The following is a 23436-nucleotide window of genomic DNA, read 5'->3' on the forward strand; positions in this document are numbered from 1 at the left end:
CCGGGCGTTCACGGCCCATGCCTGATCACGATGGCATGCCGGGCCACGGCGAGGCGTCCTTCGTGGTCCTTCCGGACCACGAGGCGGCCCTCGCCGTGGCCGCGGGCCTGCCCACACCCCCCGAACGCATCCTGCGGCACCGCTCCGGGCGGCCCTGGCTGGCGGGCCGCTGGAGCGACGCCGAGATGACCGAGGCCGCGGCGGGAGACGCCCGGATCGCGATCATCGGCACCTGCCCGATCGGTCCCGAGCGGCTCGCCCGGGAGGCCGGGCGGCTGCGCGACCTCGCCTCCCTCGACCGGCTCGTCCGCTCCCTGCCGGGAAGCTTCCACCTGGTCGCCGCGCTGGACGGCCGGACGCGCGTCCAGGGCGACGCCGCCGGGCTGCGGCTGGTCTTCCACACCCGCGCGGGCGGCGTCACGGTGGCCGCCGACCGCGCCGACACGCTCGCGGCCCTGACCGGGGCCGCGCTGGACGAGCGCCAGATCGCCGCGCGCCTGCTGTGGCCGCTCCCGCACCCGCTGCTCCACACACCGCTGTGGCGCGGGGTCGAAGGCGTCGAGCCGGGTGCCCACCTGCTGCTGGAGCCGGACGGCCGCGCGCGGACGCGCCGCTGGTGGGCCGCGCCGGAGGCGGTGCGCCCGCTCGCCACCGCCGCGGACGAGGTCGCGGCGGCGCTCACCGCGGCGGTCGACGCGCGCACCGCGGGCGGCGGCGTCGTGAGCTGCGACCTGTCCGGCGGCCTGGACTCGACCTCGATCTGCTTCCTGGCGGCCCGGGGCGAGGCCGAGGTCGTCGCCGCCACCTGGCCCGGCCGCGATCCGGCCGACGAGGACCTGGCCTGGGCGCGGCGCGCCGCCGCGCACCTGCCCGGTGTCGAGCACACGGTCTGGCCCGCCGAGGACGCGTCGCTGGTCTACGCGGGGCTCCTGGAGATCGACGACCCGCTGGACGAGCCGAGCATCGGCGTGATGGACCGCGCCCGCATGCTCGACCACGTCCCCCGGCTGGCGGCCAGGGGCAGCCGCCTGCACCTGACCGGCATCGGCGGCGACCACGTCGCCTGGTGCTCCGAGGCCCACTACCACGGGCTGCTGCGCAGGCGGCCGCTCCTCGCGCTGCGGCGGCTGCGGGGGTTCCGGGCGCTGTTCGACTGGCCGCTCGCCCCGGCGGCGCGCGCCCTGGCCGACGGCCGCCCCTACCGCCGGTGGCTCCTGGACGCGGCCGGTGACCTCCGCGCCCCCGCCCGCCCGGCCGTCGCGGGCGCGCTCGGCTGGGACACGGCTCCGCGCCTGTTCGACTGGGTCACCCCCGAGGCGGCGGAGGCGGCGGCGCAGGTGCTGCGCGAGGCCGCCCGGACGGCCGAGCCGCTGGCCCCCGACCGGGGGCAGCACCTCGACCTGCACTCGATCCGGGCCTGTACCCGCATCATCCGGCAGTGGGAGCGGATGAGCGCCCGCGCCGGCCTGCCGATGGCCTCGCCCTTCCTGGACGACCGGGTCATCGAGGCCTGCCTCGCCGTGCGCGCGGAGGACCGGGTCACCCCGTGGCGGTACAAGCCGCTCCTCGTCGCGGCCATGCGCGGCGTCGTCCCGGCCGAATGCCTCGCACGCGCCAACAAGGCGGAGGCGTCCATGGACGCCGCCGACGGGCTGCGCGCGCACAGCCGCGACCTGATGGAGCTGTGCGAGGACTCCCGGCTGGCCCGGCTCGGCCTCGTCGACGGCGAGCGGCTGAAGGCCCTCCTCGCCCGTCCCGACACGCCCGCGCTGCGCGGGGCGATCCTGTACTCCACGCTCGGCTGCGAGGTCTGGCTGCGCACCCTGGACCGCCGGCGCGCGCGGCGATGACCCGTCCGGAAGACCGGTACTGAAAGGAAGACCCCGCATGGGTTTGCGACTGCGCCCCGGCGTGTCCACGACCGACACCGCCTACGGCACGGTGCTCCTCGACGAGCGCAGCGGCGACTACTGGCAGCTCAATCCGACCGCCGCCCTGGCCCTGCGGCTGCTGGCGGACGGCCGCACCGCCGAGCAGGCCGCCGCGGCCATGGCCGAGGAGTTCGACGTCGACGAGCCGCGGGCGCTGCGGGACGTCACGGCGCTGGTGGGACAGCTGCGCGCGGCGGGACTGGTGCGGCCGTGACCGTCCCGAGCGCGCTGGAGCGCCCCCCGAAGGGCCCGCTGCGGCGCCGCGCGGCCGCGCGGCTGGCCGTCCTGCTGGCCCGGCTCGTCGCCCTTCTGCCGCCCGCGCGGATCCGCACGCTCCTCACCCTGCTCTCCAGGGGCGCCTCCCCCGCCACCTATGACCAGGCGAAGCGGGCGCGCGACGCCGTCCTCGCCGGCAGCCTCGCCTGCCTCGGGCCGCGGGGGTGCCTGCCCCGGTCGCTGGCGACCGTCCTGCTGTGCCGGATGTGGGGCGTGTGGCCGAGCTGGTGCGTCGGCGCCCGGGTGCGGCCGCCGTTCGGGGCGCACGCGTGGGTGGAGGCCGAGGGCCGCCTCGTGGAGGAGAACGTGCCGGACGGCTACCTCGCCGCGCTGATCACCGTGCCACCGCGCCGGGACGGGGCCCGTGGACGCTGAGGCGCCCGCGCCGGGCGGCCGGGCCGGGCACCGGAGGAGCACGGCGGGACCGCGCGAGGTGCTGCGGCTGGCCGCCGGGCACCGCGGCGCCATCGCCGCCACCGTCGCGGCGACCCTGCTGGCGTCGGCGCTGGCGCTGGCCCAGCCCCTGGTCGCGCGGGACGTGATCGCGGCCGCCGCGTCGGGCCGGACGCCGTGGGCCGCCGTGGGGGCGCTGGTCGCGCTGTTCGCCGGCCAGGCGCTGGTGCAGGCCCTGGTCCGCTTCCAGCTCGCGCGGACCGGCGAGGGGATCGTCCTCGGCGTCCGGCTGAACCTGATCGACCACCTGCTGCGGCTCCGCATGCCCGTCTACGACCGGCACCGGATCGGCGACCTGATCTCCAGGGCGGACGCGGACACCCTCGCGCTGCGGCAGATCATCGCGGGCGGGCTCACCGACGCCGTGACCGGCGCCATCGGCCTGGCCGCGACGGTGGTGCTGATGCTCTGGCTGGACTGGGCGCTGTTCGCCTGCGTCGCGGCCGTCGTCGCGGGCGCGGGCACGGCCCTCGCCCTCGCGCTGCGGGGCATGCGGGCCGCGTCGCTGCGGGGTCGGGAGGCGGCCGGCGAGATGGCCGCCGGTCTGGAACGCGCGCTCAGCGCGATCCGCACCGTGAAGGCCGGGCGCGCCGAGCCCCGCGAGAGCGCCCGCATCGGCGGGCGCGCCGAGGCCGCCTATGCCGCGAACGTCCGGATGGCCGGTTTCGACGCGCTGGTCTCCCCCGCCACCCAGCTCGCGGTGACCGGCTCCTTCCTCGTGGTCCTCCTGGTGGGCGGGACGCGCGTCGCGGGCGGCACGGGCTCCGTCGCCGACCTGGTCGCGTTCCTGCTCTACATGCTGTACCTGACGGCGCCGCTGGGCTCGATCTTCGAGGCGTTCAGCGCCGTCCAGCAGGGCACCGGGGCCGTCCACCGGATCACCGAGGCCCTGGCACTGCCCCGGGAGACCGACGCCGCCCCGGGCCTCCCCGCGCTGCCCCGCCCACCTGGCGCGACCAGCGGACTCGCCGGGGACGAGGTCTCCGCCGGGCCCTGCGCTCAGGGCGGCACCGTAGCGGAGCCCGGTGCGAACGGTGGCCGAGCGGCCGCACTGGAGTTCCGGGAGGTGTGGTTCGGGTACCGGCGGGGGCGGCCGGTGCTGCGGGGGGTGTCGTTCCAGGTGCCGGCGGGCGGGCACGTGGCCCTGATCGGGCGCTCCGGCGCGGGCAAGTCGACGGTCTTCGCGCTCGCCGAGCGGTTCTATGATCCCGACCGCGGCGAGGTGCTGGTCGAGGGCGTGCGGGCCGACTCACTGAGCCGCGACGGCCACCGGTCGAGGATCGGGCTGGTCGAGCAGGACTGCCCGGTTCTGGACGGGACCCTGCGCGACAACCTGGTCTACGCGGTCCCGGAGGCCGGGGAGGAGGAGATCCGCCGGGCGGTCGCCATGACCAACCTGGACGAGCTGGTCTCGCGGCTGCCCGAGGGGCTGGACACCCGCGTCGGCGAGCACGGGAGGGAGCTGTCGGGCGGGGAGCGGCAGCGCCTGGCGATCGCCCGCGCGCTCGTCGCGCGGCCCCGTCTCCTGCTGCTGGACGAGCCGACCTCGCATCTGGACCTGGAGAGCGAGGTGGCGCTGCACCGCGCGATCGAGGAGGCCGCCGGGCGGTGCGCGCTGCTCGTCATCGCGCACCGCTTCACCACCGTCCGCGCGGCGGCGGGCGTCATCGTCCTCGACCAGGGCAGGATCGCCGCGTCCGGCACCCATGAGCAACTCCTGGAGACCAGCGCCTACTACCGCGACCTCGCCTCGCAGTGGCTGGCGCGCCGGGGAGACCGCTCCGCCACCGGGAGCGGCTGTGAGCACGCCGGCCGAGGCTGAGGACCGAGCCATGCCGGGTGGCCGGCAGGCAGCCCCGGAACGCGAGCGTGTTTGCCCGCCGCCTCCCGGCCGCCCTGGTCACGGACGTCCCCGACCACGTCAGGGACGTGGTCGGCGAGCGTGACCAGCAGGCGTGACCGGCGAGCGTGACCAGCAGGCGTGACCGGCGGACAGGATCGGCGGACAGGATCGGCGGACGGGGTCGGCGGAGGGCACGGTGGCGCCAAGGGCCGGAGCCCATGGCGTGTTCCGAAGTGGCCTCGGCCACCGCGCGGGCGCGTGGCTGAGCGGTGGGGCCGACGCCGGAGGCGAGGCCCCACCGCGAAGATCGCGAAGCGATGCCGCGCCCGCCAAGGCACGGTCACCCCCCGAGCCGCCAGGCGAGGGGGGTGGGCCGGGTCTTCATGAGAACAGCCGGGACTTTACGAGTACAGCCAGGGGGCCTAGGGCGTTTCTGATGGATCATCAGGGCGACCTTGCGGGTCCTGGAACGGCTCCACAAACCACCTCTCGGCGACCTGCTGCCACAGCAGCAACAACCACGTTGCTCGTTGGGTCCGCCCAAGATTCATCAGAAGCGCCCTAGCTGACGCCCGCCTCCTTCATTTCGCGGAGTTCGCGCTTGAGTTCCTTGATCTCGTCGCGGAGGCGGGCGGCCAGCTCGAACTGGAGGTCGGTGGCGGCCTGGTGCATCTGGGCGGTCATCTGCTCGATGAGGCCCTCCAGCTCCTCGCGGGGGCGCTCGCCGACGAGGTCGGCGGCGTGGCGGCCCACCTCGCGGGTGCGGGAGGCGAGGCCGGGCACGGGCGCCTTGCCGCGGCTCTGCTGGCGGCCCGCGCCGCCGATGAGGGTCTCGGTGTCGGCGTCCTCGCGGGCGAGGGAGTCGAGGATGTCGGCGATGCGCTTGCGCAGCGCCTGGGGCTCGATGCCGTGCTCGGTGTTGTAGGCCTGCTGCTTGGCGCGGCGCCGGTTGGTCTCGTCGATCGCGCGCTCCATCGACGGGGTGACGGTGTCGGCGTACATGTGGACCTGGCCGGAGACGTTGCGGGCCGCGCGGCCGATCGTCTGGATGAGGGAGGTCTCCGAGCGCAGGAAGCCCTCCTTGTCGGCGTCCAGGATCGCGACCAGGGAGACCTCGGGGAGGTCGAGGCCCTCGCGCAGCAGGTTGATGCCGACCAGCACGTCGAACTCGCCGGCGCGCAGCTCGCGCAGCAGCTCGATGCGGCGCAGCGTGTCGACCTCGCTGTGCAGGTAGCGGACCTGGATGCCGAGTTCGAGGAGGTAGTCGGTGAGGTCCTCGGACATCTTCTTGGTGAGCGTGGTGACCAGGACGCGCTCGTCCTTGTCGGTGCGCAGCCGGATCTCGTGGATGAGGTCGTCGATCTGGCCCTTGGTGGGCTTGACGACGATCTCGGGGTCGATCAGGCCGGTGGGGCGGATGACCTGCTCGACCACGTCGCCGCCGACGCGGGTCATCTCGTAGTTGCCGGGCGTCGCGGACAGGTAGACGGTCTGCCCGATGCGCTCCAGGAACTCCTCCCACTTCAGCGGCCGGTTGTCGATCGCCGAGGGCAGCCGGAACCCGTGCTCGACCAGCATCCGCTTGCGGGACGCGTCGCCCTCGTACATCGCGCCGATCTGCGGGACGGTCTGGTGCGACTCGTCGATGACGAGGAGGAAGTCCTCGGGGAAGTAGTCCAGGAGGGTGTTGGGGGCGGTCCCGGCGCCGCGGCCGTCGATGTGGCGGGAGTAGTTCTCGATGCCCGAGCAGGTGCCGACCTGCCGCATCATCTCGACGTCGTAGGTGGTGCGCATGCGCAGCCGCTGCGCCTCCAGCAGCTTGCCCTGCCGCTCCATGACGGCGAGCGTCTCCTCCAGCTCGGCCTCGATGCCGGCGATGGCCCGCTCCATCCGCTCGGGGCCGGCGACGTAGTGGGAGGCGGGGAAGACGTACAGCTCGTCGTCCTCGGTGATGACCTCGCCGGTGAGGGGGTGCAGGGTGGCGAGCTTCTCGATCTCGTCGCCGAACATCTCGATCCGGACGGCGAGCTCCTCGTACTGCGGGATGATCTCGACGGTGTCGCCGCGGACGCGGAAGGTGCCGCGCGTGAACGCCAGGTCGTTGCGGGTGTACTGCATGCCGACCAGCTGGCGGAGGAGGTCGTCGCGCTCGATCCGCTGCCCGGTCTGGAGCCGCACCATCCGGTCGACGTACTCCTGCGGGGTGCCGAGGCCGTAGATGCACGACACCGAGGCGACGACGACGGTGTCGCGGCGGGTCAGCAGCGAGTTGGTCGCCGAGTGCCGCAGCCGGTCGACCTCGTCGTTGATCGAGGAGTCCTTCTCGATGTAGGTGTCGGTCTGCGGGATGTAGGCCTCGGGCTGGTAGTAGTCGTAGTAGGAGACGAAGTACTCCACCGCGTTGCCGGGCATCATCTCGCGCAGCTCGTTGGCGAACTGGGCGGCGAGCGTCTTGTTCGGCTGCATCACCAGGACGGGCCGCTGGAGCTTCTCGACCAGCCACGCGATCGTGGCGGTCTTGCCGGTGCCGGTGGCGCCGAGCAGTACCGCGTCCTTGTCGCCGCGGCCGATCCGCTCGGCCAGCTCGCTGATCGCCTGCGGCTGGTCGCCGGACGGCGTCATCTCGGTGACGACCTCGAAGGGCGCCACCCGGCGCCGAAGATCGGTGACTGGCCGCATCCCGGCCCCCCTCCCCTGTGACTACTCCCCCACTGTACGCACGGCGTCCGACAAACCGGTCCACGCTGGTCAGCGGGCCGGACGGCGATCAGGACGCGGGCAGCGGCAGCCGCGCCCGGACGGCGTACCCGCCGTCCGCGCTGGGCCCGGCCTCGAAGCTGCCGCCGAGCGCGGTGACCCGCTCGCGCAGCCCCACCAGGCCGTGCCCGCCGCTCGGCAGGCCGTGGTCGGGCGGGGCGGTGGGCGCGTCGTTGGCGATCTCGACCTCGACGGCCTCGGGGAGCAGCCCGAGGCCGACGCGGGTGTCGGCGGCGCCCGCGTGCTTGTGGACGTTGGTCAGCGCCTCCTGGACGAGCCGGTAGACCGTCCGCCCGACGGCGGGCGGCATGGGCCGCTCCTCGCCGCGCACGGCCAGGTCGACCACCAGGCCCGCCGCCCCCGACTGGTCGACCAGCTCGCGGACGTGGGCGAGCGTCACCGCCTCCTGGGGCAGCGCCTCCTCGCCCTGGCGCAGGACGCCGATCACGTGCCGGAGCTCCTCCAGCGCCTGCCGTCCCATGTCGCCGATGACGGTGGCGGTCTCGGCGGCCCGGCCCGGGTCGCGGACGGCGATCGCCTTCAGGGCGCCCGCGTGGACGACCATGACGCTGATCCGGTTGGCGACGACGTCGTGCATCTCGCGGGCGATGCGGGTGCGCTCCTCGCCCCGCGCGCGCTCCGCGAGGAGGTGCTGCTCGCGCTCCAGCCGGGACGCCCGCTCCTGGAGGGAAGCCAGTAGTTGCTTGCGGGCCCCCATATAGAGGCCCAGCAGGATGGGGACGGCCGTGAACGCCACCCCGAAGATCGCCTGGGCGAGGAACGGGTCGTCGCTCTCGGTGGGGCCGGGGAAGGCGATCCCGGAGACGTACCCGAAGGCGGCGATCGTCCACACCGTCCGGCGGTTGGGGGTGTAGGCGGCCAGCGAGTAGAGGATCACCACCAGCGCGAACACGCCCGCGCCCGCGACCGTGCCGAGCGCCACGGCGACGAGCGCGAGCCGGACCGGGTGCCGCCTGCGGAAGACCAGGCCCAGGCCGAGGAGGAAGCTGCCGACCGACGTCACGGCGGGCGGCAGCCAGAAGTCCTGAGGGGCGAACCACAGGAACACGCCGTCCACGACCGCCAGCGACACCGCGAGGGTGAGGTCCAGCGCCCGTGAACGCGGTGTCGGCCATGCCGCCGACCACCAGCCCCGCAGCTGCATGCGATGAGTGTAGGGGGCGGAGGGGACCAAGGTCGTCCATGCCGGAAAGCGTGGTCGTCCGCGGCCCGAGGGGAACGTGACCTGCGGCGCCTCAGCCCCGGCCGCGTAGGGGACGCGGGCCGGTGGCCCCCCTCGCGGTGCTGTGGTTACGATGACGGCGCCGACAAGGACGGGGAAAACGCATACAATGACCCGCTTCGCCACGTGGCTCGGGAAGAACGCCGACGCCTTCATCGCGCTGATCCTCGCCATCACGGTCGCGGTGCTCGGGGTCGGGGTGGACCTCCCCCACGAGGACGAGGTCACCAACAGCGCGATCCTCGCGGTGGTCGGCCTCCTGGCGACGTCGGTGCTGCGGGACCGGGGGCGGCGCGTCCCGGTCGAGGCGGAGGTGCGCGACACGCTGCGGGCGTCCTCGGCCACGCTGGACGAGCTGAGCGGCAAGCTGACCCACATCGAGACGTTCGAGGGCGTGCTGGCCGACACCAAGCGCGCGCTGGACGAGACCACGATCGTCCGGGTGATCAGCGGCGCGCAGGTGGCGCAGGTGCTGGAGGAGGCGCGCCGCGACACCGACCGCTGGATCTTCAAGGGCGGCACCGGCACCTACATCCGCGCCAAGACGCTGCCCGAGACCGTCGCCGCCGCCCGCCGGGACGGCCGGACGCTGCTGTTCCGGCTGGAGATCATCGACCCGACGGACGTCGAGGTCTGCGAGGCCTACGCGCGGCACCGCCGCTCCTCGGCGGACGGGCCCGACGGCACCGGCGAGCCGTGGACGCTGGAGCGCACCCGCAAGGAGGCCTACGCCACGATCCTCGCGGCGTGCTGGCACAAGCAGCGGTTCGGGATGCTCGACATCGACATCGGGCTGGCGCGGACGATGACGACGCTGCGCTACGACCTGTCGTCCTCGCTGATCGTGGTCACCCGCGACAACCCGCGCGGCCAGGCGCTGGTGGTCGACAGCACGAAGTTCTACTACAGCTGGCTGAGCGCGGAGCTGCTGACGAGCCTGGACCAGGCGCGCCGCGTGCCGGTCGAGCAGGCGCGGTTGGCGCCGCTGGACGATGAGCCGACCGTCGAGGAGGTCCGCAGGCTCTTCGAGGTGATCGGCATCGACATGGCCCAGGGCTACACCGACCGGGACGTCATCGAGATCATCAGGAAGGCGCTGCGGCCCAAGGACCCCTACGAGTGACCGCGTCCGCGCGGGCAGGACGCACGCGGACGCCACAAAGGAACAGCGACATCGGGTGCGAGCGATGAGGTACGAGGAGATCCGCAGGGAGATCGAGGCCGGGACGGCGGCGCGGACGCTCCCGGCGTGGGCGGGCCGCGTCCTGGCGGACGTCGCGGAGGGGCGGTCCCGCGTCCCGGCCGTGCGGCATCCCCTGGGGTTCCTGTGCCTGCCGGTGGAGCGCGCCGGCGACTTCGGCGTGTGCCTGCACATCTGGACGTCCGAGGTCGACCCGGCGCCCTCCACCACCTCGCCCGTGCACTGCCACAGCTGGGACCTGCTGAGCTTCGTCCTGTACGGGACGGTGCGCAACGTCCGGATGGACGTCGGCGAGGGCCCCGGCGGGGCGGCGGCGCAGGTCTTCGAGGTCGTCAGCCGGGGCGAGGTCGACGAGCTGAGGGCCACCGGGCGCACCGTCCGATACTCTCCCGGCCGTTCCACCGCCCACGGGACGGGCGAGTCGTACACTCTGCCCGCGGGCGTGTTCCACAGCACGCTGATCGAGGACGGGCGGGACGCGGCCACGGTCGCGCTCGGCCGCCAGACGCCCGGGGGCGGCGACCTGTCGCTCGGCCCGCCGGACGTCGCGACCCACCGGGTGCGCCGCGCGCGGTCCGACCCCGGCGAGGCGGCGCGCGCCCTCCACCGGTCGGCCCGCGAGGTCGCGAACGCATACGCCGCTCGTCCCGCGCCGCCCGGGCCGGGACGCCCCCGCGACGACCTGTCACCGACGCGCCGGTAGGCGGCCGCCGGACCCCGAGCCCCCGGACCCGACTGGAGAGGCCCCCGATGAGATCCACGACAGCGTCACCGGCCCTACCGGTCGATCTCGGCGAGGCCCGCCGGGTGGCGGTCGATGCGGCCGAGGCGGCGGGGGCGCTGCTGCGCGCCGGCACGGGCGGCCCGCTGGTCGCCCGGCCCAAGGGCGGGAACGGCGACGTCGTCACCGAGCTGGACACCGCCGCCGAGGAGCTGATCCTCGGGCGGCTGCGCGCCGCCTACCCCGGGCACCGGATCATCGCCGAGGAGTCGGGGGTGCTCGACGGCGCGGACGGCTCCCACCTCGTCTGGCTGGTCGACCCCCTCGACGGCACCAACAACGTCGCGATCGGCATGCCCGTGTACGCGGTGGGGCTGGCGCTGTGCGCGGGCTCCGTCCCGGTGCTGGGCGTCGTCCACGACCCCGTCTCGGGGCGGACGTGGACGGCGGTGCGCGGCGAGGGCGCGCTCGACCCCGACGGCGCCCCGCTGACGCTGGCGCCGCGCCCGCGCCCCGGCCGGGAGCGCAACCCGGTGCTGGGCTGGACGCAGGGCCACGCGGTCAAGGCGGGCGACCCGTCGGCGCTGGCGCTGCGCACGGCGCTGGAGCTGCGCTGCTCGCGGCTCCTCCAGCTGTGGGCGCCGCTGGTCGCGTGGGCGATGCTGGCGCGCGGCGACATCGACGGCATCGTCGGCTACCGGCCCGAGCTCGTCGACCTGCCGCCGGGCGCGCTGCTGGCGGCCGAGGCGGGCGCTGAGCTGCGCCGCCTGGACGGCGGCCCCTACGAGCTGAGCATCGACCGCACGCCGTCGGAGCTGGGGTTCGTGGCGGCCCGTCCGGAGCTGCTCGCGCGGCTCGTGGAGACCGCGAACCGCGCGCTGGACACCGCCGGGCCGGACGGCCAGATCCCGCTCGTCCGGTAGTCAGCGGGTCGCCGGCAATGCCGCGATGGCGGCGGCGCAGCCCAGTACGGCCAGGACGGTCCCGGTGAGGACGAACTTGCGCATGGGGACGCGCACGTCCCAGCGGCGGCACCACTCGAACCACAGCAGCGTCGCCAGCGACCCCCACGGCGTGATCACCGGGCCCACGTTCGTGCCGATGAGCAGGGACAGCAGCTGGTCCCGGTTGGCCTCGGGGACCGCCGACTCCCCCGCGACGTAGGCGGGCAGGTTGTTGAGGACGTTGGAGAGCCCCGCCCCCGCGAACCCGGCCCTGACGGCGCCCGCGGCGCCGTCGTCGCCGCCGACGAGGGAGCGCATCACCTCGTCCAGCCCGTACCGCTCAAGGGTCGGGACGACCAGGAACAGCCCGGTCACGAACACCATCAGCCGCCACGGCACCAGCTCGCCCCGCAGCGCCGACCGGTCGCGGACGGCGAACGCGGCCACCGCCACGACGGCGGCGGCGGTCGCGGCGAGGCCGAGCTGGAGGCCGGTGTGGACGCCCGCGAGGATCGCGCCGATGAACAGCAGGCACGCGGCGCCCGTCGCGGAGAACAGGACGCGGTCGCGGACGGGCGCGACGTCCGGCGGGTCGTAGGTGTCGGCGCCGCGCATGCCGCGCCGCCAGAAGAACGCCCACAGCAGCAGCATGGTGACGGCGAGGACGGCGACCTGCGGCAGCCACATCCGGGCGGCGAACGCGGGGGTCTCCAGGGCCACCCGGTCGGCGGCGAGGAGGTTGGTCAGGTTGGACACGGGCAGCAGCAGGCTCGCGGTGTTGGCCAGCCACACGGTCGTCATGGCGAGCGGCAGCGCGGCGATCCGCGCGCGCGCCGCGAGCGCCAGCATGACCGGCGTCAGCAGCACGGCGGTCGTGTCCAGGTTCAGGAAGACGGTGGTGGCCGCCGCGAACCCCACGCACAGCAGGAACAGCGCGGCGTAGTTGCCCCGGCCCGCGCTCGCCATCCGCTGGGCGATCGCGTCGAAGACCCCGGCCTCCTTGGTCAGCTCCGCCAGCACGATGACGCTGAGCAGGAACAGCAGCAGCGGCGCGATGCGCTCGACGCTGTCGCGGGCCGTCGCGGGCGGGAGCAGGCCCGTCGCGACGAAGACCAGCCCGAGGGCCAGCAGCCCCACCCTGACGCGGTCCAGGAGGCCCATGGACCGGACGGCTCGGCGCAGGGTCGCGGGCGGGGACGGCACGCGCGACATGATCCCATAGGCGGCGCGGCGCGGCGTCCGACGGGCCGCGCGGCCCGGTTCTCCACAGGCGGCACGGCGTGCTGAACTCCCCGCCCCCGCACGCGATACTGGCGGCATGACACCCCCCGGTGACCACTCCAGGCAGGAGCGTCCGACCGACTTCTTCATCAGCTACTCGCCCGCCGACGAGCGGTGGGCGTCCTGGATCGCCTGGCAGCTTGAGGCCGCCGGGCACCGGACGATGATGCAGGCGTGGGACTTCGTGCCCGGCACGAACTTCATCGACTTCATGGACCGGGGCCTGTCGGAGGCGAAGGCCGTCGTCGCGGTGCTGTCGAGCAACTACCTGCGCTCCCGCTACGGGCGCCTGGAGTGGATGGCGGCGCTGCGGGCCGACCCCGACGACCCGGCGCGCAAGCTCGTGACGGTCCGCATCGAGGACTGCCCGATCGACGGCCTGCTGTCGACGATCACCTATGTGGACCTCGTCGGCGTCGACGACCCCGACCGGGCGCGCGAGCTGCTGATGCGGCGCATCGGAGAGGCCCTGGCCGGGCACGCCCGCCCGCTGGACGGGCCCGGGTTCCCCGGCGGGCTCTCCCGCCCCCCGCTCGCCGGGCGGGTCGAGGAGGGCCGCGCCGAGCCGCCTCCGGAGCCGCCCGCGCCGACGGGCGAGCGGCCGGTGCGGCGCGCGCCGGTCGCCGCGCCCGCCTTCCCCGCCCGCGACGGCGGCCCCCAGGAGGACCGCGAGCACCTGAGCGTCCTGCACGTGGGCGGCCCCCGGTTCGGCCGGACGCTCGCCGAGCCCGGGGAGCCGACGACCGCCAGCGAACTCCAGGACCGCATCTGGAGCGATGTGGCGCGGCTCGCCGACTCCGGCGTCCCGCGCCCCGACCTGCTGGTCGTCACCGGGAACCTCACCCACTCGGGCAGCCGCAAGGAGTTCACCGAGGCGCTGTCGTTCCTGACGAGCCTGCGGGCGCTGCTCGGGCTGGAGGCGCAGCGGGTGGTGGTCGTCCCCGGCACCCACGACGTGACCCGCGCGGCGTGCCAGGCCTACTTCTCCAGCTGCGAGGCCGACGACATCGAGCCGCAGCCGCCGTACTGGCCGAAGTGGCGGCACTTCGCGGGCCTGTTCAAGGAGTTCTACCAGGGCCTCGACTCGCTGATCTTCGACAGCGCGCAGCCGTGGACGCTGTTCCCCGTCCCCGACCTGAAGGTGGCGGTCGCCGGGCTCAACTCCACGCTGCCGCAGACCCACCGCGAGGAGGACCGCTACGGCCGGGTGGGGCAGGCGCAGGCCGCCTGGTTCAACGAGCGGCTCCGCCACTTCGAGGACGAGGGCTGGCTGCGCCTCGGCGTGGTCGAGCACACCCCGATCGCCGGGGAGCCGGGCGCCCTGCGCGACCCCGAGACCGTCGAGACGCTGCTGGGCGGGCACGTGAACGTGTTCTTCCAGGGCGCGCCCTCGGAGTTCGGCGCGGTGCCGCTGCTGGCCTCGGGCGTCCCGGCCGTCCCCGCGCTCGGGCCCGGCCGCCACCAGATCGTCGTGCTGCGCCGCGACGGCATGGAGCGGTGGATCCCCGAGGACGCCGCGCGCCGGGGCCCCGAGCGACTGGAGGCCGCCTGGCCGCGGGTGGAGGGAACGTTCCCCCTGCCGTCCGGGCGCGGCGCCGCCGGCCCGGCACCCGAACTCGGCCCCGGCGGCTCCCCCGCCCCCGGCGGGGCAGGCGAGGACGAGGCCGCCGCCGACCCCGTCGCGCGCCTGCTCGACCGGCTCACCGAGGCCTGCGAGACCCGGTTCGAGCGCGCCACGATCCGGCGCGTCGTCCCGCCCGCGCGCGAGGACGGCCGCGCCGAGACGCCGCACCTGCTGCTCACCCACCTGGAGGACGGGTTCGTCCGGCAGTATCGGATCGGCGCGCACGTCGGCCGGGTCACCGAGGACGACGTGGACGCGTTCGTGCGGCACGTCCACGCCGACGGCGCCGATCACGGGTCCGAGCTGGTCTACCTCGGCCCGGCGCCCGCCCGTTCGCTGCGCGAGGACGCGCTGCGGCGCGGCATCCGGGTGCGCAGCCTCACCGAGTTCCAGGGGCTGCTCGACCTGTCGGAGTACGTCTCCGCGCAGACCGGGCGGCTCGCCTCCGGCGGCCTGTACCCGCCGTCGCTGTACGTCCCGCAGCGCTACCGCGAGCTGGACCGCCTCCGCGCCGACGGCGAGGGCGGGGGCGGGCCCGGCGAGGTCCGCGAGGACGTCGTCGGCGAGATGCTGCGGCTGCTGGCCGCCGACCACGGCCGGTTCCTGCTGCTGCTCGGCGACTTCGGGCGGGGCAAGACGTTCTCGCTGCGGGAGCTGGCCCGCCGGATCCCCCAGGAGCTGCCGCACGTCGTCCCGATCCTGATCGAGCTGCGCGCGCTCGACAAGGCGCACTCGGTGGACGGCCTGGTCGCCGCGCACCTGGCCAACCACGGCGAGGAGCTGATCGACCTCAAGGCGTTCCACTACATGCTCCGGCAGGGCCGCATCGTGCTGCTGTTCGACGGGTTCGACGAGCTGGTCACCAGGGTGACCTACGACCAGGCCGCCGACCACCTCGACACGCTGCTGCGGGCCGCCCAGGACAAGGCGAAGATCGTCGTGGCGAGCCGCACCCAGCACTTCAAGTCGCAGGCGCAGGTGCTCACCGCGCTCGGCGAGCGGGTCGGCGTGCTGCCGCACCGGCGCGTGCTCGGGCTGGAGGAGTTCACCCCGTCGCAGGTCCGCTCCTACCTGGTCAACCGGTACGGCGACGAGGAGGCCGCCGACGAGCGGCTCGGGCTGCTGTCGGGCGTGGAGGAGCTGCTCGCGCTCACCCCGAACCCGCGCATGCTCAGCTTCATCGCCGACCTGCCGGGCGACCGGCTGCGCGCCGTCGCGCGGGCCCGCACCACCGTCAGCCCCGCCGACCTGTACGAGGAGATCCTCTCGTCCTGGCTGGAGTACGAGGCCGAGCGGGTCCGCCCGGCGGGCGGCCAGCCGGGCCTGCGGGTCGAGGACATGTGGGAGGCGGTCGGCACGCTCGCGCTGCGGCTGTGGGAGGGCGACGACCGGTTCCTTCGGCTCGCCGAGCTGGCCGACGTCGCCGACACCCTCACCGGCCTCGCCGAGGGGCGGCTGTCGCCGCACCAGGTGACGCACGCCGTCGGCGCGGGCAGCCTGCTCGTCCGCACCGACGAGGGCCTGTTCGGGTTCATCCACGTGTCGGTCATGGAATGGCTCGTGGCCAGGCACATCGCCCGCGAGCTGGACCGGGGCGCCGCGCCCGCCGCGCTCGGACGGCGCGCGCTGTCCCAGCTCACCGTCGACTTCCTGTGCGACCTCGCCGACAACCGCGCCTGCCAGGAGTGGGCCGAGCGCGTCCTCGCCGACCCGGCCGCCGCCGACGCCGCCCGCGCGAACGCGATCCGGATCACCACCCGGCTGCGCACCCCGGCCCGCGCCGACCTGCGCGGCGCCGTCCTGAAGGGCGAGGACCTCTCCTACCGCGACCTCCAGGAGGTCGACCTCACCGGCGCCGACCTCACCGACGCGCTGCTGGTCGGCGCCAACCTCTCGCACGCCGTGCTGCGCGACGCCTCCCTCGCCGGCGCCCGGCTGGACGAGGCGCGGCTCACCGGCGCCGACCTGCGCGGCGCCGACCTGTCCCGGGCCCGGCTCGCCCGCGCCGACCTGCGCGACGTCGCGGTCGAGGGCAGCCGCTGGACGCGCGCCGCGCTCGTCGACGCCGACCTGCCCGACCGGGTCGCCGCCGCGCCCGAGCTGCGCGAGGCGGCGATCGCGCCGGGCCGCCCCGTCGACATCCAGGTCGCGCCCGCCGCCGTCGGCGTCCCCTACGGGTTCCACTTCCAGACGAGCCGCCTGCCGCAGCCGCTCGCCTACAGCCCCGGCGGGTCCGTCCTCGCCGTCGGCAACGAGGACGGCGGCGTCCTGGTCTGCGACGCGGTGACCGGCAGGCCGATCCGCACCCTCCAGGGCCACACCGACCGCGCCTACGCGGTGGCGTTCGACCGCGAGGGCAACGTGCTGGCCAGCGGGTCCGCCGACGGCACCCTCCGGCTGTGGGACCTCGCCACCGGCCACTGCGCGCACGTCCTGGACGTCCACCCCGAGGGCGTGTGGCCCGTGGTGGCCGGCGGCGACGACCTCGTCGCCGCCGGGGACGCCGACGGCGTCGTCCGCGTCTTCGACCTCGCCACCGGCGCCCAGCGCCACCGGTTCGCGGGCCACACCCCGCCCGTCTTCACCGCCGTGTTCGACCCGGCCGGGTCGCTGATGGTCACCGGCGACCAGGGCGGGACGCTGCGCGTCTTCGACCTCGCGACCGGCGCGCTGCGCCGCGAGCTGACCGGCCACCGGGGCGCGGTCTTCCGCGCCGTGTTCCACCCCGGCGGCTCGCTGCTCGCGGCGGGCGACGAGGCCGGCGTCGTCCGGCTCTGGGACATCCGCACCGGCGAGATCCGCCAGGAGCTCATCGGCCACACCGGGCGCGTCTACGCCATCGCCTTCCACCCCGACGGGCGGCTCCTGGTCACCGGCGACACCGACGCCTCCGTCCGGCTCTGGGAGGACGGCGCGCACCGCGCCACCCTCACCGGCCACGGCGGCGGCATCTACCAGGCCGCCTTCAGCCCCGACGGCGGTCGCCTGGCCACCGCCGACAGCGCCGGGTCGGTCCGGCTGTGGGACCCGGCGACCGGGCGGCAGCGCGTCGAGCTGGCCGGGCACCGGGGCGCGGTGTGGCCGTTCGCGTTCCGCCCCGACGGCGCGCAGCTCGCCACCAGCAGCAACGACGGCACCGCCCGGCTGTGGGACACCGAGACCGGGCAGTGCCGCCTGGTCCTGCGCGGGCACGGCCGCCGGGTCACCGGCGTCGCCTTCAGCCCCGGCGGCGGCCTGCTGGCCTCCAGCGGCAACGACGGCCTCGTCCGCCTCTGGGACCCGCGCACCGGGCGCCTCGTCCGCGAGCTGCGGGGCGTCGCCGACAACCTCACCTCCGCGCTGTTCAACACCCGCGACTCCCAGCTCGCGACCGCCACCAACGACGGCGGCGTGCACCTGTGGCAGGCGGGCACCGGCACGTTCGAGCGGGAGCTGAACGTCGAGACCGACCACGTGTGGGCGCAGGCGTTCGCGCCGGACGGCGACGTCCTCGCCACGGCCAACGACGACGACAGCGTCCGGCTCTGGTACTGGACGACCGGCCGCGAGATCGTGAACCTCGCCGGGCACCGGGGCCGCGTCCGCTCGATCGACTTCGCGCCGGGCGGCGCGCTGGTCGCCACGGGCTGCGACGACGGCCTCGTCCGCCTCTGGGACCCGCGTACCGGCGGGCTCGCCGCCACCCTGCGCGGCCACTCCGACCGCGTCTACCGGGTGGCGTTCGCGCCGTCCGGCGACGTCCTCGCCAGCGCCGGGAACGACGGCACCGTCCGCGTGTGGGACCCGTCCACCGGCGCGACGCTGCACGTCCTGACCGGCCACGCGGGCCGGCTGTGGACGGCCGCGTTCCACCCGTCGGGGAGGCTGCTGGCCAGCGCGGGCGACGACATGGCGGTGCGCCTGTGGGACCCGTCCACCGGCGACCTCCTCCACACCCTCGACGGCCACACCCGCCGCGTCTGGTCGGTGGCCTTCAGCCCCGACGGCACGCTGCTGGCCTCCGCGGGCGACGACGGCGCGATCATCCTCTGGGACGTGGCGGACCCCGCGGCCCCCGTCCGCCGCGCGACCCTCCTCGGCCTCGCCGCGGGCTGGGCCGCCCTCGCGCCCGACGGACGCTACAAGTGGGAGGGCGAGGCCACCGCCGAGTTCTGGTACGCGGTCGGCATGTGCCGCTTCGAACCCGGCGAGCTGGACACCTACCTCCCCGAAGTGCGCCAGGTCCCCCTGGACGCCCCGCTATGACCGCCCCGGCCGGGGTCGGCGCCCGCTGCCGAGGGTCAGAAGGCGAAGACGTGGCCGTACTGGATCCGCGCGAAGCAGTCGTTGGAGATGACCTTCGCGAACGGCCGGATCGACATGCCCCGCCACCACCCCGAAGCGGACGCGGTGACCGGGGCCCGATCCGTGAAGCACCATCTGTCGCGTTGTGGCGGAACCTGCGCGACCTCCCCGTAGGCCAGGTCGAGTTCGTCGCACGCCTGCTGCGCGTTGGGCTGGGGACCGGCCGGGTCGCAGGTCAGGACCATGCGGCGGGCGTCGCCGCGGGTTCCCGGCTCGGGGACGACGCTGAGCGTGATCCTCGTCAGCGGGCCGGGGGCCGCGGCGGCGGACGCGGCGGGGGCCACCGCGCCGCCGGCCACTAACAGGGCCGATCCCAGGACCATGCGAAGCGTGACGCGCGTCATGACATCTCCTTGGAGTCGAAGTCGAGCGGGGCTCCCCCCGGCCCGCCGATATCGCGGAGTGGTTCTGCGGCGGGGCGGGGGGCTTGGTGAGATGACCGGGTGCTCGGCGGGCTGACGGCCGATGCGTCCTGCCCGCCGGCGGTCAGAAGTCGAAGACGTGGCCGTGGGCGATCCGTGCGCAGCCGTCGTTGGTGTAGGTCTGCGAGAAGGGCGGGATCGGTACGCCCCGCCACCGTCCGGACGCGGACGCAGTGACCGGGAGCCAGACCTGGGCGCAGGCCGCCTGCTGCGGCGGAACCCGCGAGATGTCCCCCTTCGCCTTGGCGAGTTCGTCGCACGCCTGCTGCGCGCGGGGCAGGGGGCCGGCGGGGTCGCAGGTCAGGACGGTCCGGCGGGGGGCGCCGGGGGTTCCCGGCTGGGGCACGACGCTGAGCGTGATCTCCGTCGCCGGGGCGGGGGCCGCGGCGGCGGTCGCGGCGGGAGTCACCGCGCCGCCACCCGCTAACAGGCCCGATCCCAGGATCGCGCAGAACATGACACGGGCCATGACATCTCCTCAGAACCGTAGTCGAGTAGGCTCAGTACACCACTCCGCCGGACGCCCGCCACGTCCGCAACCGGCCACCGCCGCGTCCGGACGGGGAGTTCAGAAGTCGAAGACGTGACCGCGTCCGATGCGTGCGCAGCCCTCGTTCTGGAAGTCCTGCGAGAAGGACGGGATCGGGATGCCCCGCCACCGTCCGCCCGCGGACGCGGTGACCGGGAGCCAGTCCTGGGGGCAGGTCGCCTGTCGACGCGGAACCGCCGCGACGTTCCCGTTCACCAGCGCGAGTTCGTCGCACGCCTCCTGCGCGTGGGGCAGGGGCCCGCCGGCCGGTTCGCAGGTCAGGACCACATGGCGAGGGGCGCCTGGAGACCCCTGGTGGGGGACGAGGGCGAGCGTGATCTGCGTACCCGGGTGGGGAGCCTCGGCGGCCGTCGCGGCGGGGGCCGGCGCGCCCACCCCGCCTGCCAACAGGGCCGATCCCAGGATCGCGCGGAGCGTGACACGGGTCATGACATCTCCTCAGAGCCGGAGTCGAGTGGGCTCAGTACACCACTCCGGCGGACACCCGCCGCGTCCGCAACCGGCCACCTCACGCGCGGGGGGTCAGGGCCTTCCAGAGGGCGTCCACCTGGGACGCGAGGTCGTCGAGGGTGCCGGAGTTGTCGATGACGCGGGTCGCGACGGCGCGGCGCCGCTCGCGGGTGGCCTGGCTCGCCATACGGGCGCGGGCGGCGTCCTCGGTCATGCCCCGGCGGGACGTGAGCCGGTCGAGGCGGACCTCCTCCGGCGCGTCCACGACCACGACCTCGTCGTAGCGGGACTCCAGCCCGTTCTCGACGAGAAGCGGCACGTCGTGGACGACGACGGCGCTGGCGGGCGCCGCCTCCGTCCGCTGCCGCGTCAGCTCCGCCACCAGCGGGTGGACGATCGCGTTCAGCGCCGCGAGCCGGTCCGGATCGGCGAACACGATCGAGCCGAGCCGCTCCCGGTCCAGTTCCCCCGAGGGCAGCAGGACGCCGTCGCCGAACTCGGCGGCGACGGCGGCGAGCCCTGGGGTGCCGGGCGCGACGACCTCCCGCGCGAGCCGGTCGGCGTCGATGACCACGGCCCCGCGCGCGGCCAGCAGCGCCGCGACCTCGCTCTTGCCCGAACCGATCCCGCCGGTGAGCCCCACGTTCAACACGGGTTTCACCCTAGCCCGTGTTGTTTAGGCCCCGGCCCGCGGCTGTGATCACTGCGATCTCGGCCCAGCGTGCTCGCCCGCTGATCGACCCTGTGCGGACGCGGCATCGCTTCGCGACCTTCCGGTGGGGCCTCGTCTCCCGGTTCGGCCCCACCGCTCAGCCAACGCGCCCGCGTGACAGCCGAGGCCACCTCGACGACGCACCCCCTAGGTTCCGGGGTTCTCCGCGGCCGGGAGGGGTTTGCGCATGTGGACGAGGGTCAGGTGAGCGGCGACGCGTTCGCGGTGGGTCTCGGTGTAGCCGAGGCCGCGGTACAGGCGCAGCGCGGGTTCGCTGAGGTGGCCGGTGAACAGCACGCAGGCGTCGGCGCGGCCGGCCACCTCGTGCTCCAGGGCCCGCATCAGGTCGCCGCCGATGCCCCGGCCCTGGAGGTCGGGGACGACGACGAGCCGCCCGACCAGGCAGGTGCGGTCGCTGAACTGGGCGCGGACGGCGCCGGCGAGCCGTCCGTCCAGCGTCGCCTTCAGCACCACCGCCTCGCCCGCGAGGAGCTTGCCGAGCTGGTCCAGCGACTCCACCAGCGGTGGCAGGAAGGGGTCGCCGTACAGCTGCGCCTCGCTGACGTAGGCGGCGCGCTGGACGGTCAGCAGCGCGCCCGCGTCCGCGGCGTCCGCCCGCGTGATCGCGACGGTCTGTTCGGTCATGCGCCCGACCCTAGACCCGCGCGGGCCCCGCGCGGGGGTCAGCGGCCGACCCGGATGGTCACCGCGATCGGGTAGTGGTCGGACGCGTCGGAGCGCGGCACGTCGTAGTCGGTGAACATCAGCCCCTCGGAGCCGAGGACCTGGTCGACGCGCTTGCCGTCCGAGCGGGTCGGGGAGGTGTCGGCGCCGAGCGCGGCGCTGCGCAGGTCGGTGTCGGTGAGGCCGCTCAGCTCGGGGCTGCCCGGCTCGGCGTTGAAGTCGCCGCCGATGACCGTGCGGGGGGCGCCGCCCCAGGCGCGCACGAGCGCGGCGACCTCGCGGGCCCGCTCGTCGGCCTGGCCGTCGCCGCCCTCCAGGTGCGTGGACCACACGTCCATCGTGGTCTGCCCGACGGCGAGCCGCGCCCACACGTAGCCGCGGATCTGCGACCAGTCGCCCTTGGCCATCCGCCCCGTCCCGGACGAGCGGACCGGCAGCGACGTCAGGATCGCGTTGCCGAACTGGCCGTCGGCGGCGGGCCCCCAGATCAGCTTCATGCCGAGGCGCCGCGACAGCCATACGCCGACGTCGGTGGTGCCCGACAGCAGCGACCCCCGGCTCGCCTCCTGGAGCAGGACGACCTGGGCGCGCTGCCCCTCGATGGTGCGGGCGATGCCCTCGGGGTCGAGCCGGCCGTCCTGGTTGACGGAGTCGTGGATGTTGTAGCTGAGCAGCCGGACCTGCCCGGAGCCCGGCCCGGCCACCGCCTTGCCGTCCGGCGCGGCGACGGTGAACACCAGCGTCCCGGCGAACAGCAGCAGCGCGGCGGCGCCGGCGGTCAGCGCCCGCAGCGGGGCGCGGGCCGGGAGCGGTCCGCCGCGGGCCGCCGCGGCGGCGGCGAGCACGCCCAGCAGGATCCCGGCGAGGCCCGGCAGCGCGTTGTTGGGGAAGGGCAGCGGCGACACCGCGCTGACCTGGTACGGGACGAGGATCAGCGCGACCAGCAGGCCGCCGAGCGCGGCGCCGACGTCGATCCGCCAGGCGGGTCCGCCGGTCCCGGCGCGGCGCAGCGGGGCGCGGCAGGCCACCGCCAGCAGCCACGCCGACAGCACCTGCCCGACGATCACGACGGGCACGACCTCGATGCCGGCGATCGCGTAGGTCCCGGCGACGGACCCGGCGGCGACGCCGAGGACGGTGCCGCCGAGCACGCACACGCCGCCCGGCACGGCCCGCACGGCGAGGCCGGAGGCGAGGAAGGCCAGCGCGAGGCCCTGCCCGACGACGATCACCGCGTGCGCGGCGGTCAGCGACCGCCAGCCCGACGAGGCGACGAACGCGGGGCTGGACAGCACCAGCACCTGGAGTGCCAGGAACGGGCCGATCGCCGCCGCGCCCAGCGCGTCCCGCCAGGAGATGCCGGGCGCGGTGACCGGCCCGGAGGCCAGCTCGCGCCAGAGCGCGCCGGCGCCGAGCAGGACGAACGCGGCGCAGGCCAGCCACGGCCCGGCCCCGGACCGCCACACCGGGTCCCAGGTGGCGAAGCACATGCGGACGGCGGAGTCGGCGGACAGGCCCGCGACCGTCGCGGTCGCGAACCCGACGCCCGACAGGCCGCGCGCGCCCTCGAACAGGGCCGCCACCGCGACCATGCCGATCGCGGTGCCGACGAAGGCCAGCCAGGTCTGGGCGCCGAGCGCCTGGGCGAGCAGCCGGACGGCCAGCAGCCCGCCGACCCCGGCGACCAGCAGCCCGCGCGGCCCGGCGGCGCGGCGCAGCGCCGGCGCCGCGAACCCGGCGAGGTAGACCACCAGCACCGCCAGCGCGGCGAGGCCGTTGCCGGCGTCGTCGGCGAAGTGGTCGATCTGGGGAAGGGAGAAACGCAGGGTCTGCGCGAGCACCGCGACCGTGATCGCGATCAGCGCGAGCCTGGCGGGCCCCTGCGGGACGATCATGGGCCCGGCGGCCGGGCCGGGCTTGGTGCCTGCGTCTGTGGTGGCCAATTGAACAAGAGCTCCCCGGGGGACGAGCGGACCTGCGCGCGACGGCGCCGCGGCCGT

General features: G+C 75.2%; 17 protein-coding genes. 8 read left to right on the forward strand and 9 right to left on the reverse strand.

The features are described 5' to 3' along the window. Positions 1–17 precede the first annotated feature (17 nt). Genes GNZ18_RS22005 through GNZ18_RS22020 form a run of 4 tightly spaced genes read left to right on the forward strand, consistent with a single transcriptional unit; the run spans position 18 to position 4482 of the window. Positions 18–1850: an asparagine synthase-related protein gene (locus tag GNZ18_RS22005; protein ID WP_156218395.1), complete on the forward strand. Its 1833-nt coding sequence runs from the start codon at positions 18–20 to the stop codon at positions 1848–1850. 37 nt (positions 1851–1887) lie between these two features. After that, positions 1888–2145, forward strand: a complete 258-nt coding sequence (locus tag GNZ18_RS22010) for a lasso peptide biosynthesis PqqD family chaperone (protein WP_156218396.1) — start codon at positions 1888–1890, stop codon at positions 2143–2145. Then, positions 2142–2582, forward strand: coding sequence for a lasso peptide biosynthesis B2 protein (locus GNZ18_RS22015; RefSeq protein ID WP_242887280.1), 441 nt, complete (start codon positions 2142–2144; stop codon positions 2580–2582). Before GNZ18_RS22010 ends, GNZ18_RS22015 begins: the two co-directional genes overlap by 4 nt. Next, positions 2572–4482, forward strand: a complete 1911-nt coding sequence (locus GNZ18_RS22020; RefSeq protein ID WP_216651400.1) for an ABC transporter ATP-binding protein — start codon at positions 2572–2574, stop codon at positions 4480–4482. Before GNZ18_RS22015 ends, GNZ18_RS22020 begins: the two co-directional genes overlap by 11 nt. A 582-nt stretch (positions 4483–5064) precedes the next feature. On the opposite strand, the gene uvrB is transcribed toward GNZ18_RS22020, so the two are convergent. Both uvrB and GNZ18_RS22030 read right to left on the reverse strand, forming a co-directional pair. Then, positions 5065–7182, reverse strand: a complete 2118-nt coding sequence (gene uvrB, locus GNZ18_RS22025; protein ID WP_156218397.1) for an excinuclease ABC subunit UvrB — start codon at positions 7180–7182, stop codon at positions 5065–5067. Positions 7183–7270: 88 nt separating this feature from the next. Further along, the gene (locus GNZ18_RS22030; RefSeq protein ID WP_156218398.1) at positions 7271–8425 is read right to left on the reverse strand and encodes a sensor histidine kinase; all 1155 of its coding nucleotides are present in this window, start codon (positions 8423–8425) and stop codon (positions 7271–7273) included. Positions 8426–8612: 187 nt separating this feature from the next. On the opposite strand from GNZ18_RS22030, the gene GNZ18_RS22035 reads away from it, so the two are divergent. From GNZ18_RS22035 to GNZ18_RS22045, 3 genes are all read left to right on the forward strand, one after another. Further along, positions 8613–9626 (forward strand): hypothetical protein, encoded by a 1014-nt coding sequence (locus tag GNZ18_RS22035; RefSeq protein ID WP_156218399.1) that lies wholly within the window; start codon positions 8613–8615, stop codon positions 9624–9626. 64 nt (positions 9627–9690) lie between these two features. Further along, on the forward strand, positions 9691–10407 hold the full coding sequence (locus GNZ18_RS22040) for a hypothetical protein (RefSeq protein ID WP_214617874.1): 717 nt from the start codon (positions 9691–9693) through the stop codon (positions 10405–10407). Positions 10408–10454: 47 nt separating this feature from the next. Beyond that, a complete protein-coding gene (locus GNZ18_RS22045) occupies positions 10455–11348 on the forward strand; it encodes an inositol monophosphatase family protein (RefSeq protein WP_156218400.1) in 894 nt (297 codons plus the stop codon). On the opposite strand, the gene GNZ18_RS22050 is transcribed toward GNZ18_RS22045, so the two are convergent. Next, positions 11349–12572 (reverse strand): ArsB/NhaD family transporter, encoded by a 1224-nt coding sequence (locus GNZ18_RS22050; RefSeq protein WP_312874664.1) that lies wholly within the window; start codon positions 12570–12572, stop codon positions 11349–11351. A 115-nt stretch (positions 12573–12687) separates the two neighbouring features. Here GNZ18_RS22050 and GNZ18_RS22055 point away from each other — a divergent pair, with 115 nt between their 5' ends. Then, positions 12688–18519 (forward strand): WD40 domain-containing protein, encoded by a 5832-nt coding sequence (locus tag GNZ18_RS22055; RefSeq protein ID WP_156218402.1) that lies wholly within the window; start codon positions 12688–12690, stop codon positions 18517–18519. Positions 18520–18554: 35 nt separating this feature from the next. Here GNZ18_RS22055 and GNZ18_RS22060 read toward each other — a convergent pair whose 3' ends face one another. The 6 genes from GNZ18_RS22060 to GNZ18_RS22085 all read right to left on the reverse strand — a co-directional run bounded on the left by GNZ18_RS22060 (position 18555) and on the right by GNZ18_RS22085 (position 23379). Continuing rightward, a complete protein-coding gene (locus GNZ18_RS22060) occupies positions 18555–18962 on the reverse strand; it encodes an SSI family serine proteinase inhibitor (protein ID WP_156218403.1) in 408 nt (135 codons plus the stop codon). Between the two features lie 142 nt (positions 18963–19104). Beyond that, a complete protein-coding gene (locus GNZ18_RS22065; protein WP_156218404.1) occupies positions 19105–19509 on the reverse strand; it encodes an SSI family serine proteinase inhibitor in 405 nt (134 codons plus the stop codon). A gap of 99 nt (positions 19510–19608) precedes the next feature. Next, positions 19609–20019 (reverse strand): SSI family serine proteinase inhibitor, encoded by a 411-nt coding sequence (locus tag GNZ18_RS22070; protein ID WP_156218405.1) that lies wholly within the window; start codon positions 20017–20019, stop codon positions 19609–19611. A gap of 79 nt (positions 20020–20098) precedes the next feature. Further along, the gene (coaE, locus tag GNZ18_RS22075; RefSeq protein WP_312874665.1) at positions 20099–20692 is read right to left on the reverse strand and encodes a dephospho-CoA kinase; all 594 of its coding nucleotides are present in this window, start codon (positions 20690–20692) and stop codon (positions 20099–20101) included. Positions 20693–20899: 207 nt separating this feature from the next. Continuing rightward, the gene (locus GNZ18_RS22080) at positions 20900–21397 is read right to left on the reverse strand and encodes a GNAT family N-acetyltransferase (protein ID WP_156218406.1); all 498 of its coding nucleotides are present in this window, start codon (positions 21395–21397) and stop codon (positions 20900–20902) included. A 38-nt stretch (positions 21398–21435) separates the two neighbouring features. Beyond that, positions 21436–23379: an endonuclease/exonuclease/phosphatase family protein gene (locus GNZ18_RS22085; RefSeq protein ID WP_246250118.1), complete on the reverse strand. Its 1944-nt coding sequence runs from the start codon at positions 23377–23379 to the stop codon at positions 21436–21438. Positions 23380–23436 lie beyond the last annotated feature (57 nt).

The sequence above is a fragment of the Actinomadura litoris genome, assembly GCF_009733595.1.
GTDB classification, from domain to species: domain Bacteria; phylum Actinomycetota; class Actinomycetes; order Streptosporangiales; family Streptosporangiaceae; genus Spirillospora; species Spirillospora litoris.

Bases quoted from the DNA above. Each gene is read 5' to 3' on its own strand.
- GNZ18_RS22080 (WP_156218406.1), bottom strand. From the start codon at position 21,397: ATGACCGAACAGACCGTCGCGATCACGCGGGCGGACGCCGCGGACGCG.
- GNZ18_RS22055 (WP_156218402.1), top strand. From the start codon at position 12,688: ATGACACCCCCCGGTGACCACTCCAGGCAGGAGCGTCCGACCGACTTC.
- GNZ18_RS22040 (WP_214617874.1), top strand. From the start codon at position 9,691: ATGAGGTACGAGGAGATCCGCAGGGAGATCGAGGCCGGGACGGCGGCG.
- uvrB (WP_156218397.1), bottom strand. From the start codon at position 7,182: ATGCGGCCAGTCACCGATCTTCGGCGCCGGGTGGCGCCCTTCGAGGTC.
- GNZ18_RS22030 (WP_156218398.1), bottom strand. From the start codon at position 8,425: ATGCAGCTGCGGGGCTGGTGGTCGGCGGCATGGCCGACACCGCGTTCA.
- GNZ18_RS22045 (WP_156218400.1), top strand. From the start codon at position 10,455: ATGAGATCCACGACAGCGTCACCGGCCCTACCGGTCGATCTCGGCGAG.
- GNZ18_RS22035 (WP_156218399.1), top strand. From the start codon at position 8,613: ATGACCCGCTTCGCCACGTGGCTCGGGAAGAACGCCGACGCCTTCATC.
- GNZ18_RS22060 (WP_156218403.1), bottom strand. From the start codon at position 18,962: ATGACGCGCGTCACGCTTCGCATGGTCCTGGGATCGGCCCTGTTAGTG.
- GNZ18_RS22065 (WP_156218404.1), bottom strand. From the start codon at position 19,509: ATGGCCCGTGTCATGTTCTGCGCGATCCTGGGATCGGGCCTGTTAGCG.
- GNZ18_RS22010 (WP_156218396.1), top strand. From the start codon at position 1,888: ATGGGTTTGCGACTGCGCCCCGGCGTGTCCACGACCGACACCGCCTAC.
- GNZ18_RS22070 (WP_156218405.1), bottom strand. From the start codon at position 20,019: ATGACCCGTGTCACGCTCCGCGCGATCCTGGGATCGGCCCTGTTGGCA.
- GNZ18_RS22005 (WP_156218395.1), top strand. From the start codon at position 18: ATGCCTGATCACGATGGCATGCCGGGCCACGGCGAGGCGTCCTTCGTG.